Origin of the sequence: Rheinheimera texasensis DSM 17496, from assembly GCF_000711985.1 — a bacterium.
GTDB classification, from domain to species: domain Bacteria; phylum Pseudomonadota; class Gammaproteobacteria; order Enterobacterales; family Alteromonadaceae; genus Pararheinheimera; species Pararheinheimera texasensis.
This window is the reverse complement of the sequence record NZ_JONU01000007.1, coordinates 569,279-585,074: the sequence shown is the minus strand read 5'-3', so window position 1 is coordinate 585,074 and position 15,796 is coordinate 569,279. Positions and strand designations below refer to the sequence as shown.

The window sequence follows — 15,796 nt, the reverse complement described above, 5'->3', positions numbered from 1 at the left end:
TTTTCCGGCCCATGTACCGCTTGCAGTTTGGAGTGAGCAATGAGTACCTCAGCTATGTTTCGTCTTGGTCTTATCATCAATCCCTATGCCGGGCTTGGCGGTGCAGTTGGCCTCAAAGGGAGCGATGGCGTTGCGGAGCAGGCACTGGCGCTTGGCGCCGTGCCGATGGCGCAGCAGCGCGCACAGCAGGCGCTACTTGAACTGATTCCCTGGCAGACACAGATTGTGGTCCGCACAGTCGCCTGTGCTATGGGCGAAGATATTGCCCGCACTTTAGGTTTTAACACCGAAGTGATTTGCCAGGCGGCGCAGCAGCCTTCGACCGCTGAGGACAGTGAGCGCGCCGCACAGCAGCTGGCCGCAGCCGGTATTGATTTGTTGTTGTTTGCCGGTGGTGATGGTACCGCGCGCAATATCTGCAGTGCCGTTGGCGACAAGGTGACAGTGCTGGGTATTCCGGCCGGCTGTAAAATTCATTCCGGCGTCTATGCCATCACCCCGGCGGCCGCCGGCAAAGTCGTGGCGCAGATGGTGCGCGGTGAGCTCATCTCTGTGCAGGAAGCACTGGTGATGGATATCGACGAAGTGGCGTTTCGTCAGGGCACTGTGCGGGCCAAACGTTATGGCGAGATGCAGATCCCAACGGCGCTGCGGTATGTGCAGAGCGTGAAGTCGGCTGGCAAAGAGTCTGAAGCATTGGTCTTGGATGACCTCGCTGCGTATTTTGTCAGCCAGATGGAAGAGGATGTGCGTTATGTGATGGGCTCTGGCACCACAGTGGCGGCAGTGATGCAGGAGCTGGGGTTACCGAATACTTTATTGGGCGTGGATGTCGTTGAAAACGGCGAGGTGATTGCCGCCGACGTTACGGCCGCCCAGCTGCTGGATTTAGTGCAGCAGCATCCTGCGCGGCTGGTGATCACGTTAATTGGCGGTCAGGGCCACATCTTTGGTCGCGGAAACCAACAGTTATCTCCGGCGGTGATCCGCGCCATCGGCCGCCATAATATTCATTTGCTTGCCACTAAGAGCAAAATTCAGGCCTTAGACGGGCGGCCGCTGATCAGTGACAGTGGTGACCCTGAACTGGACCAGGAACTCAGTGGCATGCTGCGTATTTTGTGTGGTTATAACGATTATGTGATGTACCGGCTGGGGGCCGAAGACTAATGCAACAAGCACAGGATTTTATCCGCCACTGCGCGGACTTTTTTGACACTGCAGTCGCTACTGCCAGCGATGACGAATTGTTTGCCCAAGGCTATTTGAGAGGGCATCTTGACCTCGCTGCCGGTCGTTTTTTGGTCGAAGAGCAACCTTTTACTGAGCAGCAGCTGATTGAGGCAGTAGATCAAAGCCTGGTGCAGGCAATAGAGGGCGGCGAACTGAATGACACTGATGCCGCTTTGGTACGGCAGATCTGGTCAGCGCTTGCTCTGGCAGGCAAGACAAGCCTGGCGGTTTAAGCTAGCATAACAACTTTTGGCAGTTCGCTGCCCGAACCCTGCGTACAGCGTCATTGCACTGACTGTGCGCCTCAACTAAAAGTGAACTTTATGTCGAATCTGACTACGTTAGAACAACACGCCAGTTATGGCATTGGCCTGCAAATGGGTCAACAACTTGCCGACAATCCGTTTGATGGTCTGGATATCGCCGCTGTAGCGGCAGGTTTGGCAGCTGCTTTTTATGGTGACGAGCCTGAAGTCAGTGAAGACCAGATCCGCTCAGCTTTTCAGGTGATCAGCGGCCGGATGCAGGAAGCTGAAGCTGCCAAGGCGCAGTTAGCTGCAGCAGCGGGCGAAGCGTTCCTCGCTGAAAATGCGAAAAAAGCTGGCGTCACTGTGACTGAATCAGGTCTGCAATATGAAGTGTTGACTGCCGGCTCAGGTGCAAAACCAAGCCGTGCTGATAAAGTTCGTACGCATTACCACGGCACGCTCATTGACGGCACTGTGTTTGACAGTTCATATAACCGCGGTCAGCCGGCAGAGTTCCCGGTGTCAGGCGTGATCGCTGGCTGGACTGAAGCACTGCAACTGATGCCGGTAGGTGCGAAGTACCGTTTGTATATCCCGCACAATCTGGCCTATGGCGAGCGGGGCGCTGGTGGTGCTATCAAGCCATACAGCGCGTTGATTTTCGACGTGGAATTACTGGATATCCTGTAAGATTTTGACGGGATATTTCGTCATAAAAAAACCGCCGGATGGCGGTTTTTTTATATCCAAATCCGGTGTTTAGTCGTAAGGATTGTATTTGTGTTTCTTCAGCTGGCTGGCAATTACCACTAAACCAGCAATGAAGAACAGCGCGAAGGTGATCCGCATCCAGAATGGCATCGAATAGCCAAGGAAAGTCCAAACCACTTCGCCACACATACCGGTAGGTTTAAACAGCGCCGGGATCCATTCGTGTAACGGTAACCAGGCCGGAAAATCCGGGAAAATGCCGCAACTGGAGAAGCCGCCGCTCTGGACTAATTGTTCTTCTAACACCTGGTCATGGGCAATTTTTAAGCCCCAACCACTGCTGACAAGCCAACCTATATAAGCCAGCCACCGCAGCAATGCTTGCTGACAACCAAAAGCACCGACTAAGCCACTGAGTAAAATACCGCAAATCGCAAAGCGCTGGTACACGCACATCATGCAAGGCGCCAGCCCCATGATGTATTGAAAATACAAGGCGGCAATCAATAAAGCGCCAGCCAGTGCTGACATCAGTAGCCAGGGCCAGGCTTTAAAAGGCAAGCGTGAAACAGCGGCAAACATCTGATTTCCTTTATCAAGAAGGACTTATTTCCAGCGCACAATCTAAGCCAAATTAAATTTTTACACAACTACCGCTGGCTCCCACTGCGCCGCAATTTTCCGCACATGGCTTGTTAACTGAATGGCGTCTGGTACAATCAGTGCCAAATTTACCATTCATTACAACTACAACGGACAAATCCGGATGACAAACCTGATCAAAGCTCAGAGCCCTGCAGGCTTCGCTGAAGAATATATCGTCGAATCGATTTGGAACGGCAAATTTGCGCCAGGCTCTATCTTACCCGCTGAGCGTGAGCTGTCTGAGCTGATTGGGGTTACCCGGACTACCTTGCGTGAAGTGTTGCAGCGCCTGGCCCGCGATGGCTGGCTGACCATTCAGCACGGTAAACCGACCCGCGTGAACAATTTCTGGGAAACTTCAGGATTAAACATTCTGGAAACTCTGGCCCGTTTAGATGAAGAACGCATGCCGGAGCTGGTTGACGAACTGTTATCTGCCCGCACCAACATCAGCGCCATTTATATCCGCGGCGCTATCAAAAATCATCAGGCAGAAGCGATCTCCGCCTTCGCCGGTGCTGAACGTCTGGAAGACACGCCAGAAGCATTCGCTGATTTTGACTACAACTTAAACCATGAACTGGCGCTGCATTCAGCCAACCGCATTTATGTGCTGATCCTCAATGGTTTCCGTGGTCTGTACCGTAAAATCGCCACTTTTTATTTTTCGCAGCCGGAATCCCGCGAACTGGCACGTCGTTATTACCACCAATTGAAACTCTACGCTGAAGCCGGCAAACATGATGAAGTCGTGATGGCGGTGCGCAAATACGGTAAAGAGTCTGGCAAAGTCTGGTCGGAGTTACGGCCGGATATCCCAAAAGATCTGGTTGAATAAACTTTAGACGCCGCTTAATCGCGGCGTTTTTTTTTAGTTTTATCAACTAAAGCCGAAGCCTGCCGTTGATTCGCGTTTTGCGATGCGGCCGTCAATAATGACTTGTCAGAGCAGACTGATCTTCATATCATTATAGAATATAAGATATTCCATTTGGTTATAAATAGGCTGCATCATGTTTCAATCCCGCAATGACCGTTGCCCGGCGGAAGTCTATCTGGACAACAATGCCACTACAGCTGTGTTGCCATGCGCCGCAGCAGCAGTGTTGCACCATATGCAAACCTGTTTTGGCAACCCGAGTAGCAGCCACAGCACCGGAATTAAAGCCAAAGTCGAACTGGAATTAACCCGACAGCTGGCGCGACAAGTCATTGGTGCGAGCCGGGGGCAAATAGTATTCACCTCAGGTGCAACCGAAGGTATCCAGACTTCGATTGTTTCGGCATTGCTTGACGCGCGCAGCCGCGGTCAAACCGGTCCGCAAACCTTGTTGTTATATGGCGCGACCGAACACAAGGCGGTACCGGAAAGCCTGAAACACTGGAATCAGGTCCTTCAGCTTGGTGCTACTATCAAAGCTATTCCGGTCGACCAACATGGTATTCTGAACGAACAGGTAATGACTGAACTGCTGCCTCAAGCGGCGCTGATTTGTACTATGGCCGCCAATAATGAAACCGGCGTCAAGCAGGATTTAGCAAAGTTGGAAACGCTGATCCGCAAGGTCAATCCCAGCGTGCGCTGGATGGTTGATTGTGTACAGGCGCTTGGCAAAATGTCGCTCGATATTGCCAACAGCAGCATTGATTACGCGCCCTTTAGCGGTCATAAACTTTACGCACCCAAAGGCATAGGCTTTTTATACGTGCGCGAAGGTGCGCCTTATCAGCCATTTATCGCCGGTGGAGGCCAGGAAAGTGGTTTACGTTCCGGCACTGAAAACTTACCCGGCATCGCAGCACTGCATGCGATTTTCACCGAATTACTCAAACCTGCCGGTTCAGTGTTTCATAGTGTCGACACGTTATGGTCGTACCGTCAGCAGTTATTGGCCGCGCTGACCGAGCTGTTCCCACAGTTAGTGCTGAATAGTGACGCGCCTTATATTGTGCCGACCACCATCAATTTCTCGGTGCCGGGATTTCTCAGCAAAGATATACTCGATTTGTTTGATGCCGGTAATATTCGTGTTAGTGCCGGCTCTGCCTGTAGTTCCAAAGCCAGCGGTAGTTTTGTGCTCGATGCGATGGGGCTCGAAGAATGGCGCAGTCAGGGGGCGGTGCGATTGTCCTTTGGTCCGGCGATGTCTGCGGCCGAAATTGACGCCGCCTGCAGAGCCATTCGCCGGCTGGTGCCGGTGGTGCGCAATTGCTGTCTGGTACTCAACGACGCGCAGCACTCAATGGCGCCGCCACTAGCCGGTCTGACGCAGCTGAAGTATGAAGATTTATGCAGCTATTTGCTGGTTTGCCCACAAAGCCGCGAAGCAGTGGTAATTGACCCGGTAGAGCCGCTGATGAATCGATTGGTGCAGCTGGTACAGGGGCAGGGGCTGCAGCTGAAGGCGGTGCTGGAAACTCACCAGCATCAGGATCATCCGTCAGTGCGGGTCGATTTCCTCAATGCCCTCGGCATGCATCAGCCAGTCGCGATTGATGACAATGGCTGGCCTGCAGTGGCTGAACTCAAAGTCGGTGCTTTTGTGCTGCAAACGCTGGCAACGCCCGGGCATAGCGCGGACAGCCACAGTTTCCTGTTATACCGTGGCCAGCAGCTGCTGGCGGCTTTTGTCGGTGATCTAGTGCTGCCGGGTGGTTTTGGCCGGCTGGACTTAACCGGCTCTGACAGTCAGGCATTTGTGCAAAGCCTGACACAATTAGGAAAAGTGCTGGCCGCCGACACTCTGTTACTGAGCAGCCATGACTATGCCCAACGGTTTTTCACCACCTGGCGTTTAATGACCGCCGAAAATCCGGAGATCACAGCAGTGCTGCAAGCGGGTGGCTTATCTTCGACCTGGCGCGACAAACTGGCTGAGCAAAGTCAGCAGTTACAGCAACAGCAGCAATATCAGTGTGGCATTGTTGAAGTCAGTTATTCCGATGCCAAAGCGCTGATCGGTCCTGCTGACATCGCGGCGTTACTTCGCCAGTATCCGCAGTTACAGATCGTCGACGTGCGGGAGCCGCATGAACAGATCGCTGGTGAAATTGAACCGCTGCTACCGACAGGTGCGAAAGTGCAACACTGGCCTTTGTCACAGCTGGCCTGGGCATTGATGAGTGGAGCCATTGAACCATCACAGCAGTTACTGCTGGTGTGCCGTTCAGGCAACCGCAGTTTGCTGGCAGCGAAGATCTTAAACCGGCTGGGATTTGACCAGGTTTATAACCTCAAAGGTGGCGTGGCGCTGCTAAGTTAAATTGGCCTTGCCGCAAAAATAAACCCCGCAGCTGCGGGGTTCATTGTTTCTGATCATGCGGGCTTAATAAAAAAATCGTTGTAGCGGATTCAGCCAGCGCGTGAGGCCCTCTTTAAACTGCAGCGGCGCACTTAATACCGACAAACATAAACAAGGCTCGTCGCTGATGTTGCGCGGTTTGTGCGTATCGTCCGGCGAATTAATAATCAAATCGCCAGGAACATAACGACCATTCTCATCGACCATTTCGCCTGACAGCACCAATGTCATTTCCAGACCCTGGTGGGTATGCAGTGGCACATCCGTTTGCTTGTCGATAAACAGCAAAGAAGCATGATGCGGCTCACCAGAGGGCAGGCGGGCTGTAGCGATGCCGCCCATACTGAGCCACTTGCTACGTTTACCGGCGATACGGCGCAGGCTGCGCGGCAATTCGAACTGATAACCGCCGATGCTCAGCTGACTGTCTGGCTGCACCGCGGGTGTTGCCTGCGGTAACTGCGGGGTCGCCGTGATTTTATTCATCATTTCCAGCCAGTCGGTGCTGTGTACTTCTGTCACACTTGTTGCCGGATTGGTTGCAGCCAGTTCAGCACCCAAATCAGTCTCGATATCACGGCGCAGTTGCTGACAGTGCGGACAATAATCCAAATGGGTGGCGATTAACAAAGCCACTTCTGCATTCAGGCTGCCATCGCAATACAGCTCCAGCAAGCTGATGCTCGGGTGATGATTAACGCTCTGAGTCATCCAGCGCCTCTCTTAAACGGTCTAAAGCCAAACGGATCCGGGATTTAACAGTGCCCAGCGGAATACCAAGTAATTCAGCAACTTCCTGATGGGACATCTCTTCCAGATATACCTTTTCCATCACCAGCCGCTGAGCGGGTGGCAGTGCGGCGAAATGTGGTGCCAGTTTTTCGGTGATCAGCCACAGTTCCCATTTTTGCGTCTGATGATCTTCAGCTTCCGGGTAATCACCGTCAGCCCATAAATCGTCAGCGGAAATATCATCTTTGCGGCTTTGTTTTTTCCGCAGCATGTCAAAGCGCACATTGCGCGCAATGGTAAAAATCCACGTAGAGGCGCAGCCGCGATTAGGATCAAACAACGCCGCTTTTTGCCAGACATTCAGCAAAGTATCCTGCACCATCTCCAACGCTTGCTGTTCATTGCCAAACATCTTGATGCCAAAAGCCCGCAACCGTGGCGCGAAGTAACCAAACAACTCCTGATAAGCCTGTTTGTCGCGACTCAACGCAACCAGAGCAAGTGCCTGCTCCCACTGGCCCACATCGCGAGTCTTTAGCTCAGTGCCTGTCAAAGTGTCAGTGCCTGTCAAATCATGCATTCCCTGTGTGGAAGGTTCAGGCCCATGATGCCGTGCTGTCATCACTAAATCCATCGTTCATGCATCCTAAAAACAGAATCTGCTGCTTTATACGCAGTTAGGTGGTGGTTGGTTCAATCAGACCAAAAAAATATATTTCTAAAAATTAGAACGTTTAGCATGTTTTAATGCGATATACGTTCTGATATTTGTTATTTAAGCTGTATTCATTGCTTCAAACCAAATCCAAACCTGCGAGGAATTCAGCGATGAAAAATGTTTTAGTGGTACAAAGTTCAGTCAGCGGCGAAAAAGGCCAGTCAAATCAGTTAATTGAACAATTTATTGCCTCGTTGCCGGCCGGTTTTAACCGGAACGACGTCGATTTAATCAGCAAAAACTATCCACACCTCGCGATGGCAGAAATCGCCGCCTGGATGACGCCGGCAGATAGCCGCACTCAGGAGCAGGCTGCACTGGCGGCTTTGTCTGATGAAGCGATTGCGCAGGTAACCGCTGCTGACGTCATTTTGCTTGGCGTGCCAATGTACAATTTTGGTGTGCCAAGCCAGCTGAAAGCGTGGTTTGACCGGTTGGCGCGTGCTGGCATCACATTTAAATACACTGAACAAGGCCCGGTTGGTTTATTAGCGGACAAACCAGTGATTGTGTTTGCCACCCGGGGCGGCATTTATAAGGACCTGCCAGCCGATTCGCAAACCCCATTCCTGAAAAGTTTCCTGAACTTTATCGGCCTGAAAAATGTGCATTTTGTTTATGCTGAAGGTTTGAATATGGGACCGGACAGCGCTGCGCAGGCGCTCAGTGCAGCTGCTGCGCAAATCCAAAGTTTAACAGCAGATTTAGCGGCTTAAGCCAACCTCAGACACCCGGAGCCATGCTTCATGGCATCGGGCGCAGAACAAAGATCGGGTCGTTGATCCCAGTCTTTGGCGATTACGCCGCAGAAGATTGAAATTCTACTGGCTGCTTTGTATAACAACAGCTTCTGTTAACCCTTCAGTTTTATGCGGCGACCAACAATGAAAACAATCCGATATACCGCTGTCGCGCTGGCTCTCAGCGCTGTGCTGTTGTCAGGCCCGGTAATGGCAGCTCGTGAAAACGCCAGTTACAACCTGCAAACTCAACAAATTCAAGGCCAGACCGGCCAGACGCTGATGACAATAGAACAAGCCATGGCGCATCCGGACTGGTTAGGTCGTCAGCCGGAACTGGCTTATTGGGCGGCGGACAGCCAGTCGGTGATTTACCAGCGCAAGCAGGCAGGTAATGAATTGCGTGACTGGCATCAGGTGCCGGTCAGTGGTGGCCAGAGTACTGTGGTTGCACTTAACAATCTCGATGATATTGGTGCTGGTGAGCAGGTTTTTTCCAAAGACCGCCAGTTCGCCGGCTGGATTTTCGAAGGTAATGTGTTCATCAAAGCCTTAGCCAACGGCAAAATCAGTCAGTTGACCCGTTCGAATGACAACCGTCAGGCGTTGCAGTTTTTAACCGATGGTCGCGTGGCCTGGCGTCAGGGCTGGGATTTTTACGCTGTGGATCTACAGTCCGGACTGGTGAACCAGGTTGCTAGTCTGAAACTGGATGATGCCCCGAAGGCACCGGCAGTACCGGAAGGATATCTTGCGCAGGAACAGCATAAATTGATTCAGTTTGTTGCGCTTGAGCATAAAAACGCGCTGGATTTGCATCAACAGCAGGAAGCCATCCGCAAAAATAACAGTACTGTCGCGGTGCAGCCGGTTTATCTGGGCAAAGATAAACAGATCTCTGACGCCGCTTTATCACCGGACGGCCGCCGGCTAATCGCTGCTGTTGCTGCCAAAACGCGCTGGAATGACGAGCGTGACATCATGCCAAATTACATCACCGACAACGGTGATATTGCTGCGCAGCCGGTGCGACGCCGCGTGCATGACCAAAAGCCGGAACCAGAGCAGTTTTTCCTGATAGACCTGGCCAAGGCCCAGGCAACTGAACTGAAACAAGAAGTATTGTCTGGTTTTGACGAAGATGTGCTGGCGGCGGTGAAAGCCGAAAACGCCAAACGCGCCGGCAAAACCTATAAGTCAGAGAAAAAAGCCCGCGCCATTACGTTGATTAACGACTGGAGCTGGGATCAATCCGCCATTCGCTGGAACGCCGACGGCAGCCAGGTGGCGCTGATGCTCAAAGCCTGGGACAACAAAGACCGCTGGCTGACCACGGTTGACCTGAATAAAGCCAGTTTTGTTGAGCAGCACCGTCTGCACGACGATGCCTGGATTAATTACGACTTCAACAACTTTGGCTGGGCTTATGATAACCAGCTGTATTTCCTGTCCGAGCAAAGCGGTTATTCGCATTTATATCTGAAGCCATTAAAAGGCGAGGCGAAGAAGCTGACCAGCGGCAGTTTCGAAGTCAGTCAGCCGGTGCTAAGCCGCGATGGCCGCACTGTGTATTACCGTGCCAATGCTCAGCATCCGGGTATTTACAATGTTTTTAAAGTGGCGCTCGACAGCGGTAAGTCACAGGCGCTGACACAGCTGACAGGTAATCTGAGTTTTAAACTCTCACCGGACGAAAGCAAATTACTGGTGCGATATTCCACCTCGCTGCAGCCGGAAGAGCTGTACGTGATGGATAACCAGCCGAATGCTGCGTTAAAGCAGCTGACTTACACAGTATCCAACGAGCTTAAGCAAATGGCGCTGCAGGCTCCGCAAGTTATTGCTGTGCCGTCCAGCCACGGCAAAGCACCGGTTTATGCCAAGTTGTATCTGCCTAAAGACTATAAACAAGGCGAAAAACGCCGCGCGGTGATTTTTAACCACGGCGCCGGTTATCTGCAAAACAGCGATTTGGGCTGGTCGAGTTATTTCCGCGAGTTCTTTTTTCATAACCTGCTGACGCAAAAAGGTTATGTGGTGCTGGATATGGATTACCGGGCATCAAAAGGCTATGGCCGTGACTGGCGAACTGCCATTTATCGCCAGATGGGCACACCAGAAATTGAGGATTTGGCTGACGGCGTCAACTGGCTGGTAGAAAACGCTAATGTCGACCGCAACCGGATTGGTACTTATGGCGGTTCTTACGGCGGTTTTATGACTTTTATGGCGATGTTTAAGCAACCAGAGCTGTTTAAAGCCGGCTCGGCGCTGCGTCCGGTGGGCGACTGGGCCTATTACAACCACCCATATACCTCGAACATCCTGAACACGCCGGATGTAGACCCAATCGCCTACGAGCGCAGCTCGCCGATTTATTTCACTCAAGGCTTAAAAGGTCAGTTATTGATTAACTCGCCGATGGTTGACGATAACGTATTTTTCCAGGATTCGGTTCGCGTAGTGCAGCGGCTGATTGAGCATGAAATCAATAGTTTTGAAACGGCGATTTTCCCGGTTGAACCGCATGGTTTCCGCCAGCCCAGCAGCTGGCTGGATGAATACCGCCGGATAGAAAAATTGTTTGATCGGACGCTGTAAAGCATAAAAAGCTAAGCCCTGCAATGCAGGGCTTTTTTGTACCTGAGAAACAGACTGTCAGAGCTCTAACATCTTCTCATCGCTGATTAGTGCAGGCAGCGTCTCAATGCCAAAATCGGCGAGATCCGGCGGACAAAAAAACTCTAAACGTTCACCGCTATACGGCTGGAAAAATGCCAGTTTTGTCGCATGTAATAACAATCTCGGTGCGGCCTGCTGCTGCGCTGGATCCGCGTAAATGGCGTCGCCCAGGATCGGATGGCCGAGATGTGACAAATGTACCCGCAGCTGATGTGAGCGGCCGGTGATCGGCTTGAGCTGCAGCAGCGCTGAGTCATTATTGTGCCATAAAGTATGGTAGCAAGTGACTGCAGCTTTGCCGCCAGTAAAACAAACCTGATGGCGTGGTACGCTGCCGGCTGGTAAGTCGGGTACGGGGCCAAGCGGCACATCAATACAACCGGCTGCAGGCATTGGCACGCCTGCGACGCGGGCCAGATAGGTTTTGTCGATAGTGCGGCTGGCAAACTGTTGTTTTAAGGCTGCTTCTGCTTTTCTGCGCAGGGCAAATACCATCAGGCCCGAGGTTGCCATGTCCAGCCGGTGGATCAAATAAAGCTGAGGAAATTGCGTGGCTAACCGATTTTCTGCGGAGTCCTGCAGCCCGGGCGCACGCCCCGGGTTACTTAATAAACCGGAAGGTTTTTCCACTACCAGTACATCTTTATCCTGGTAGATGATTTTTGGCCAGGGCGCACCGGGTGGCAGGTACGAGATTGCAGTGCTCAAGCGCAAATGTCCCCTTGCGAAAAAGAAACGGATTTTAGCGATTTTCTGGCGCATTAAAAGCGCCGACCTTTATAATGCCGTGTTTTCCTGTGCTGTGGAATTTTACATGACTGATTTGACTGACCTCGCGATACTGCCGGCGACAAATGAATCCTGGCAACTGCTGGCACAGGATGAGGATTTACTGGTGGTGTATAAACCAGCGCAGCTACTGACGGTGCCGGGCCGCCACCCGAAAAATCGCGATTGCCTGATAAGTCGTGTGCAGCTTGAGTTTCCGGGCGCGCAGGTGGTGCACCGGCTCGATTATGACACTTCAGGGATAGTGCTGCTGCCGCTAAATAAAAGAGCCTTGTCGCATCTGAGTAAACAGTTTCAGGCCCGTACAATCGAGAAGTATTATCAGGCGCTGGTGACTGGTGAGATGCCGTTGCAGGGCGAGATTGACCTGCCCATTGCACCGGATGCGGAGCATCGTCCTTTGTATAAAATCTGCCAGCGCAGTGGCAAACCATCGCGGACGTTATTTCAGCGCCTGCACTATGATGTAGAGCAAAATGTCAGCCGGGTGCAGTTAGAACCTGTAACCGGCCGCTCGCACCAGTTACGTCTGCATCTTGCAAGTCTGGGCCATCCTATCTTAGGCGACGAGTTTTACGCACCAGAACCAGTGCGTCAGGCGGCAAAGCGCTTGTGTCTGCATGCCTGCCAGATCCGTTTCCAGCACCCGGCCAGCGGCGAGTGGTGTCAATACGAGTTTGCAGCGCCGTTTTAACTCGATTTGCCAGGAAAAAACTGCTGAACAGTCAGTACCAACACAAATAATGTCAGGCCGGTGATCGCGCCATACAAATGCGCGTCGACAGCCACGTCTGCTTCAATCAACATCACTAAATCATTGCTGGCGCCTTGCCATTGTTCCCAGCTCACTTTCGCCGCTACCCCGGCCAGGATGAGCCAACCACTGGACCAGTGCCGGCGCACATCCTCACAGGCACCGTACACCAGCAAGGCGTGTAACCAGCCGGACAAACCGACATAAAGGCTAATTGCCGGGCTCCAGAACAGCAAGGCGAGGCTAATCAGCACAAAACCGGCAAACAGTAAAAAGGCAAAAGTGCCCGAGCGGTAATAATTGCCGTGCAGCATGATGATGACAATCAGGCCAGCCAGGTTCATCAGTAAGTGCCAGCTGTTGGTGTGTAGCAGGTGCGCACTCCAGAGCCGCCACCACTCCCCAGCCAGAATGGCCTGACGGTCAAACTGTAACCAAGGCGAGACTTCATCGTTAAAGACAGCAAAAACGCACATCAAAAGTGCGAGGGCAACAGGTGCATAACAGGCAGAAAGCAAAGCAGAAAACTTCAAAATCAATCCCCGGTGCAAAAACAGTCAGCAGTGTAACGCAATTGTGGCAATGGTTTTAACTGATTTACGCACAATGCGCCAGTCTGCGGTCAATGACAAGAGCAAACTGGCCGCTGGCATTGCGAAAGCCGCTACGAGTACGTTATGTTACTTTTTTCTGTTTCTGAGTTGTATCCGCTTATGTCTTATTTTCGTCGTGCCCGAACCCTGGTGTTTTTCAGCGTTATTGCCACAAATATGGTCAGCTGGAATGCCGCAGCGCTGGCTGCCGGACAACAGGATCCGGAAGCCGCTACCGGCATCATCCGTAAACAGCAGGTCAGCGCCAAAGAGTTTCTGGTGGTATCGGCCAATCCTTATGCCACAGAGGCCGGTTATCAGATGCTCAGGCAAGGCGGCAGCGCCGTGGATGCAGCTATTGCCGTACAACTGGTGCTGGGGCTGGTTGAGCCGCAAAGTTCAGGTATCGGTGGCGGGCTCTTTATGCTGGCCTGGCAGGATAAAACCAAAACACTGCATACGCTGGATGGCCGGGAAACTGCGCCGGCAGCAGCGACGCCGGACTGGTTTGTGCAAAATGGTAAGTTATTAAGCTGGCCACAAGCTTTTGTCGGCGGCAAAGCTGTGGGTACGCCGGGCGTCATTGCCTCTTTGGCGCAATCGCATCAAAAATTTGGCAAATTAGCCTGGGCCGACTTATTTAAGCCGGCGATCCTACTTGCTGAGCAAGGCTTTAAAGTATCGCCGCGTCTGCATATGTTGCTGGCCGGCAGCCAGCATCCCGGCTTAAAGCAGTTCAGCAGCAGCCGGGAGTATTTTTTTCCGGACGGCAAGCCACTACCGATTGGCTTTGTGCGCAAAAACCCGGCTTATGCCGCTTTACTGACGTTAATTGCAGCAAAAGGGCCTGAGGCCTTTTATCAGGGCGAGAATGCCAAAGCGATTTTGCAGACAGTCAATCAAGCCAGTATCAATCCCGGTGCTATGACACTCGCCGATATCAGCGGTTACCAGCCAGTCTGGCGCGACCCGGTCTGTGCGCCATATCGCAGTTATAAAGTCTGTGGCATGGCACCGCCCAGTTCCGGCAGTATTGCGGTGTTGCAAATGCTCGGTATTTTACATCAGTTTGATTTGAGCAAACTCAAGCCTGAGTCGGTCGAAGCTGTGCATTTAATAAGTCAGGCCAGCCGGCTGGCTTTTGCCGATCGGGAGCGTTACGCCGCCGATCCGGCCTTTAGTCCGGTGCCGGTACAAGGCCTGCTGGCGACGGATTATTTAAAACAGCGTGCTGCGCAAATTGATCTGAAGGCGGATAACGGCCAAATCACCGCAGGTGTGCCGGAAGGTGCCGTGCCATTGGGTGAAGCCAAAGCGCCGGAATATGCCAACACCAGCCATTTGTCAGTGGTGGATAAAGAAGGCAATGCGGTCAGTATGACCACCAGTATCGAAAACGCCTTTGGTTCCGGGCTGATGGTCAATGGCTACCTGCTGAATAACCAGCTGACCGATTTCTCGTTACAGGCCAGAGACAAAGGTTTATGGGTGGCTAACCGGGTTGAAGCCGGCAAAAGGCCGCGCTCATCGATGGCGCCGATGCTGGTGTTTAATCAGCAAGGGCAGTTGCAAATGATTGCAGGCTCGCCGGGTGGCAGCCGCATCATCAATTATGTCGCGCAGTCGCTGATCGCGATGATTGACTGGCAGATGGGGCCACAGCAAGCTGCGGACCTCCCGAAATTTACCCATCGCAATGATGTATTGGCGATTGAAGCTGGCACGCCGTTGGTGCACCTGAGTGGCAAGCTGCAGGAAATGGGCTATCAGGTGCGCACAGGTGAGCTGAACAGCGGCCTGCATTTGATTAAACGCGCTGGAGCAGAATGGCAGGCCGGAGCAGATCCGCGGCGTGAAGGGATGGCCAAAGGCCTATAATATTTGATGCGTTTGTATGATGGGAACTAACTGATGACAGTGATGATTGCACAGGCGGACGGCGTGATGACGCTGACGTTATCCCGTTTGGATAAAAAAAATGCGTTGTCGGCGCAGATGTATCAGCAACTCAGCCAGGCGCTGCAACAAGCTTCCGCCGATCCGCAGTGCCGCGTGGTGCTTTTGACCGGTGGCCCGGACTGTTTCTGTGCCGGCAACGATTTGGCGGATTTCCTCGCGGGTGGCAGCCTGAATCATGAACATCCGACTGTGCAGTTTTTACATGTTTTGTCGCAGTTTGATAAGCCGTTGATTGCCGCCGTAGCTGGCCTTGCCATCGGTATCGGCACCACAGCGTTGTTACATTGTGATTTGGTCTATGCCACTGCCGATGCGCGCTTTCAAATGCCGTTCACCAGCTTAGGCTTGTGCCCGGAAGCTGCGTCCAGTTTGTTGCTGCCAAAATTGGTCGGCTATCAGCGTGCGGCGCAGTATTTATTGCTCGGTGAAGCTTTTGACGGCGGGCAGGCTCACCAGATGGGGCTGGTGAACGAAGTAGTTGCAGCAGCAGATCTATTGGCACTAGCGCGGCAAAAAGCCCGGCAGCTGGCCGCCTTGCCTGCCGCGGCCGTGCAACAATCCAAGCGCCTGCTGAAACAACCATTACAACAACAAATCCAGCACGTGCTGCATCAGGAGCTGGCTGAATTTGAACAGTTGTTGCACAGTGAGGAATGTAAAACAGCGCTGAAACGGTTTTTCCAGCGGTAA

15 protein-coding genes are annotated in these 15,796 nt (G+C 52.5%); 10 read left to right on the top strand and 5 right to left on the bottom strand.

Annotation, left to right across the window (positions count from 1 at the left end; translation table 11 throughout):
• Positions 1-39 precede the first annotated feature (39 nt).
• The 3 genes from Q399_RS0102660 to Q399_RS0102650 all read left to right on the top strand — a co-directional run bounded on the left by Q399_RS0102660 (position 40) and on the right by Q399_RS0102650 (position 2,171).
• Positions 40-1,170: an ATP-NAD kinase family protein gene (locus Q399_RS0102660; RefSeq protein WP_031565212.1), complete on the top strand. Its 1,131-nt coding sequence runs from the start codon at positions 40-42 to the stop codon at positions 1,168-1,170.
• Positions 1,170-1,466, top strand: coding sequence for a YfcL family protein (locus Q399_RS0102655; RefSeq protein ID WP_051685687.1), 297 nt, complete (start codon positions 1,170-1,172; stop codon positions 1,464-1,466). The genes Q399_RS0102660 and Q399_RS0102655 overlap by 1 nt, the downstream gene beginning before the upstream one ends.
• Before the next feature lie 90 nt (positions 1,467-1,556).
• Positions 1,557-2,171 carry a BamJ family beta-barrel-assembly machinery protein gene (locus tag Q399_RS0102650; protein WP_031565208.1) on the top strand — a complete coding sequence of 205 codons (615 nt, stop codon included), beginning with the start codon at positions 1,557-1,559 and terminating at the stop codon, positions 2,169-2,171.
• A 69-nt stretch (positions 2,172-2,240) separates the two neighbouring features.
• Here Q399_RS0102650 and dsbB read toward each other — a convergent pair whose 3' ends face one another.
• Entirely contained in the window at positions 2,241-2,774 is a 534-nt protein-coding gene (dsbB, locus tag Q399_RS0102645) for a disulfide bond formation protein DsbB (protein ID WP_031565206.1), read from the bottom strand.
• Between the two features lie 184 nt (positions 2,775-2,958).
• On the opposite strand from dsbB, the gene fadR reads away from it, so the two are divergent.
• The gene (fadR, locus tag Q399_RS0102640; protein ID WP_031565204.1) at positions 2,959-3,675 is read left to right on the top strand and encodes a fatty acid metabolism transcriptional regulator FadR; all 717 of its coding nucleotides are present in this window, start codon (positions 2,959-2,961) and stop codon (positions 3,673-3,675) included.
• Between the two features lie 175 nt (positions 3,676-3,850).
• Positions 3,851-6,100: an aminotransferase class V-fold PLP-dependent enzyme gene (locus tag Q399_RS0102635; RefSeq protein ID WP_031565202.1), complete on the top strand. Its 2,250-nt coding sequence runs from the start codon at positions 3,851-3,853 to the stop codon at positions 6,098-6,100.
• 63 nt (positions 6,101-6,163) lie between these two features.
• On the opposite strand, the gene Q399_RS0102630 is transcribed toward Q399_RS0102635, so the two are convergent.
• On the bottom strand, positions 6,164-6,850 hold the full coding sequence (locus tag Q399_RS0102630; protein ID WP_031565199.1) for a ChrR family anti-sigma-E factor: 687 nt from the start codon (positions 6,848-6,850) through the stop codon (positions 6,164-6,166).
• Positions 6,834-7,505, bottom strand: a complete 672-nt coding sequence (locus Q399_RS0102625) for a sigma-70 family RNA polymerase sigma factor (RefSeq protein WP_245612808.1) — start codon at positions 7,503-7,505, stop codon at positions 6,834-6,836. The genes Q399_RS0102630 and Q399_RS0102625 overlap by 17 nt, the downstream gene beginning before the upstream one ends.
• 194 nt (positions 7,506-7,699) lie before the next feature.
• On the opposite strand from Q399_RS0102625, the gene Q399_RS0102620 reads away from it, so the two are divergent.
• Together Q399_RS0102620 and Q399_RS0102615 are read left to right on the top strand one after the other, a co-directional pair.
• Positions 7,700-8,305 (top strand): FMN-dependent NADH-azoreductase, encoded by a 606-nt coding sequence (locus Q399_RS0102620; RefSeq protein ID WP_031565194.1) that lies wholly within the window; start codon positions 7,700-7,702, stop codon positions 8,303-8,305.
• A gap of 168 nt (positions 8,306-8,473) precedes the next feature.
• Complete coding sequence (locus Q399_RS0102615) at positions 8,474-10,930, top strand: S9 family peptidase (RefSeq protein WP_031565192.1); 2,457 nt, start codon at positions 8,474-8,476, stop codon at positions 10,928-10,930.
• A 57-nt stretch (positions 10,931-10,987) separates the two neighbouring features.
• Here the strand turns inward: Q399_RS0102615 and Q399_RS0102610 are convergent, their stop codons facing one another.
• Positions 10,988-11,719, bottom strand: coding sequence for an RluA family pseudouridine synthase (locus Q399_RS0102610; protein ID WP_051685686.1), 732 nt, complete (start codon positions 11,717-11,719; stop codon positions 10,988-10,990).
• A gap of 106 nt (positions 11,720-11,825) precedes the next feature.
• Between Q399_RS0102610 and Q399_RS0102605 the strand changes: the two genes are divergently transcribed.
• Positions 11,826-12,494, top strand: a complete 669-nt coding sequence (locus Q399_RS0102605; RefSeq protein ID WP_031565188.1) for an RluA family pseudouridine synthase — start codon at positions 11,826-11,828, stop codon at positions 12,492-12,494.
• Here Q399_RS0102605 and rrtA read toward each other — a convergent pair.
• Positions 12,491-13,030 carry a rhombosortase gene (gene rrtA, locus Q399_RS0102600; RefSeq protein ID WP_157836210.1) on the bottom strand — a complete coding sequence of 180 codons (540 nt, stop codon included), beginning with the start codon at positions 13,028-13,030 and terminating at the stop codon, positions 12,491-12,493. The two genes, Q399_RS0102605 and rrtA, sit on opposite strands and share 4 nt — an antisense overlap.
• Positions 13,031-13,267: 237 nt before the next feature.
• On the opposite strand from rrtA, the gene ggt reads away from it, so the two are divergent.
• Entirely contained in the window at positions 13,268-15,025 is a 1,758-nt protein-coding gene (gene ggt / locus Q399_RS0102590) for a gamma-glutamyltransferase (RefSeq protein ID WP_031565184.1), read from the top strand.
• 33 nt (positions 15,026-15,058) lie between these two features.
• Positions 15,059-15,796: an enoyl-CoA hydratase-related protein gene (locus Q399_RS0102585; RefSeq protein WP_031565182.1), complete on the top strand. Its 738-nt coding sequence runs from the start codon at positions 15,059-15,061 to the stop codon at positions 15,794-15,796.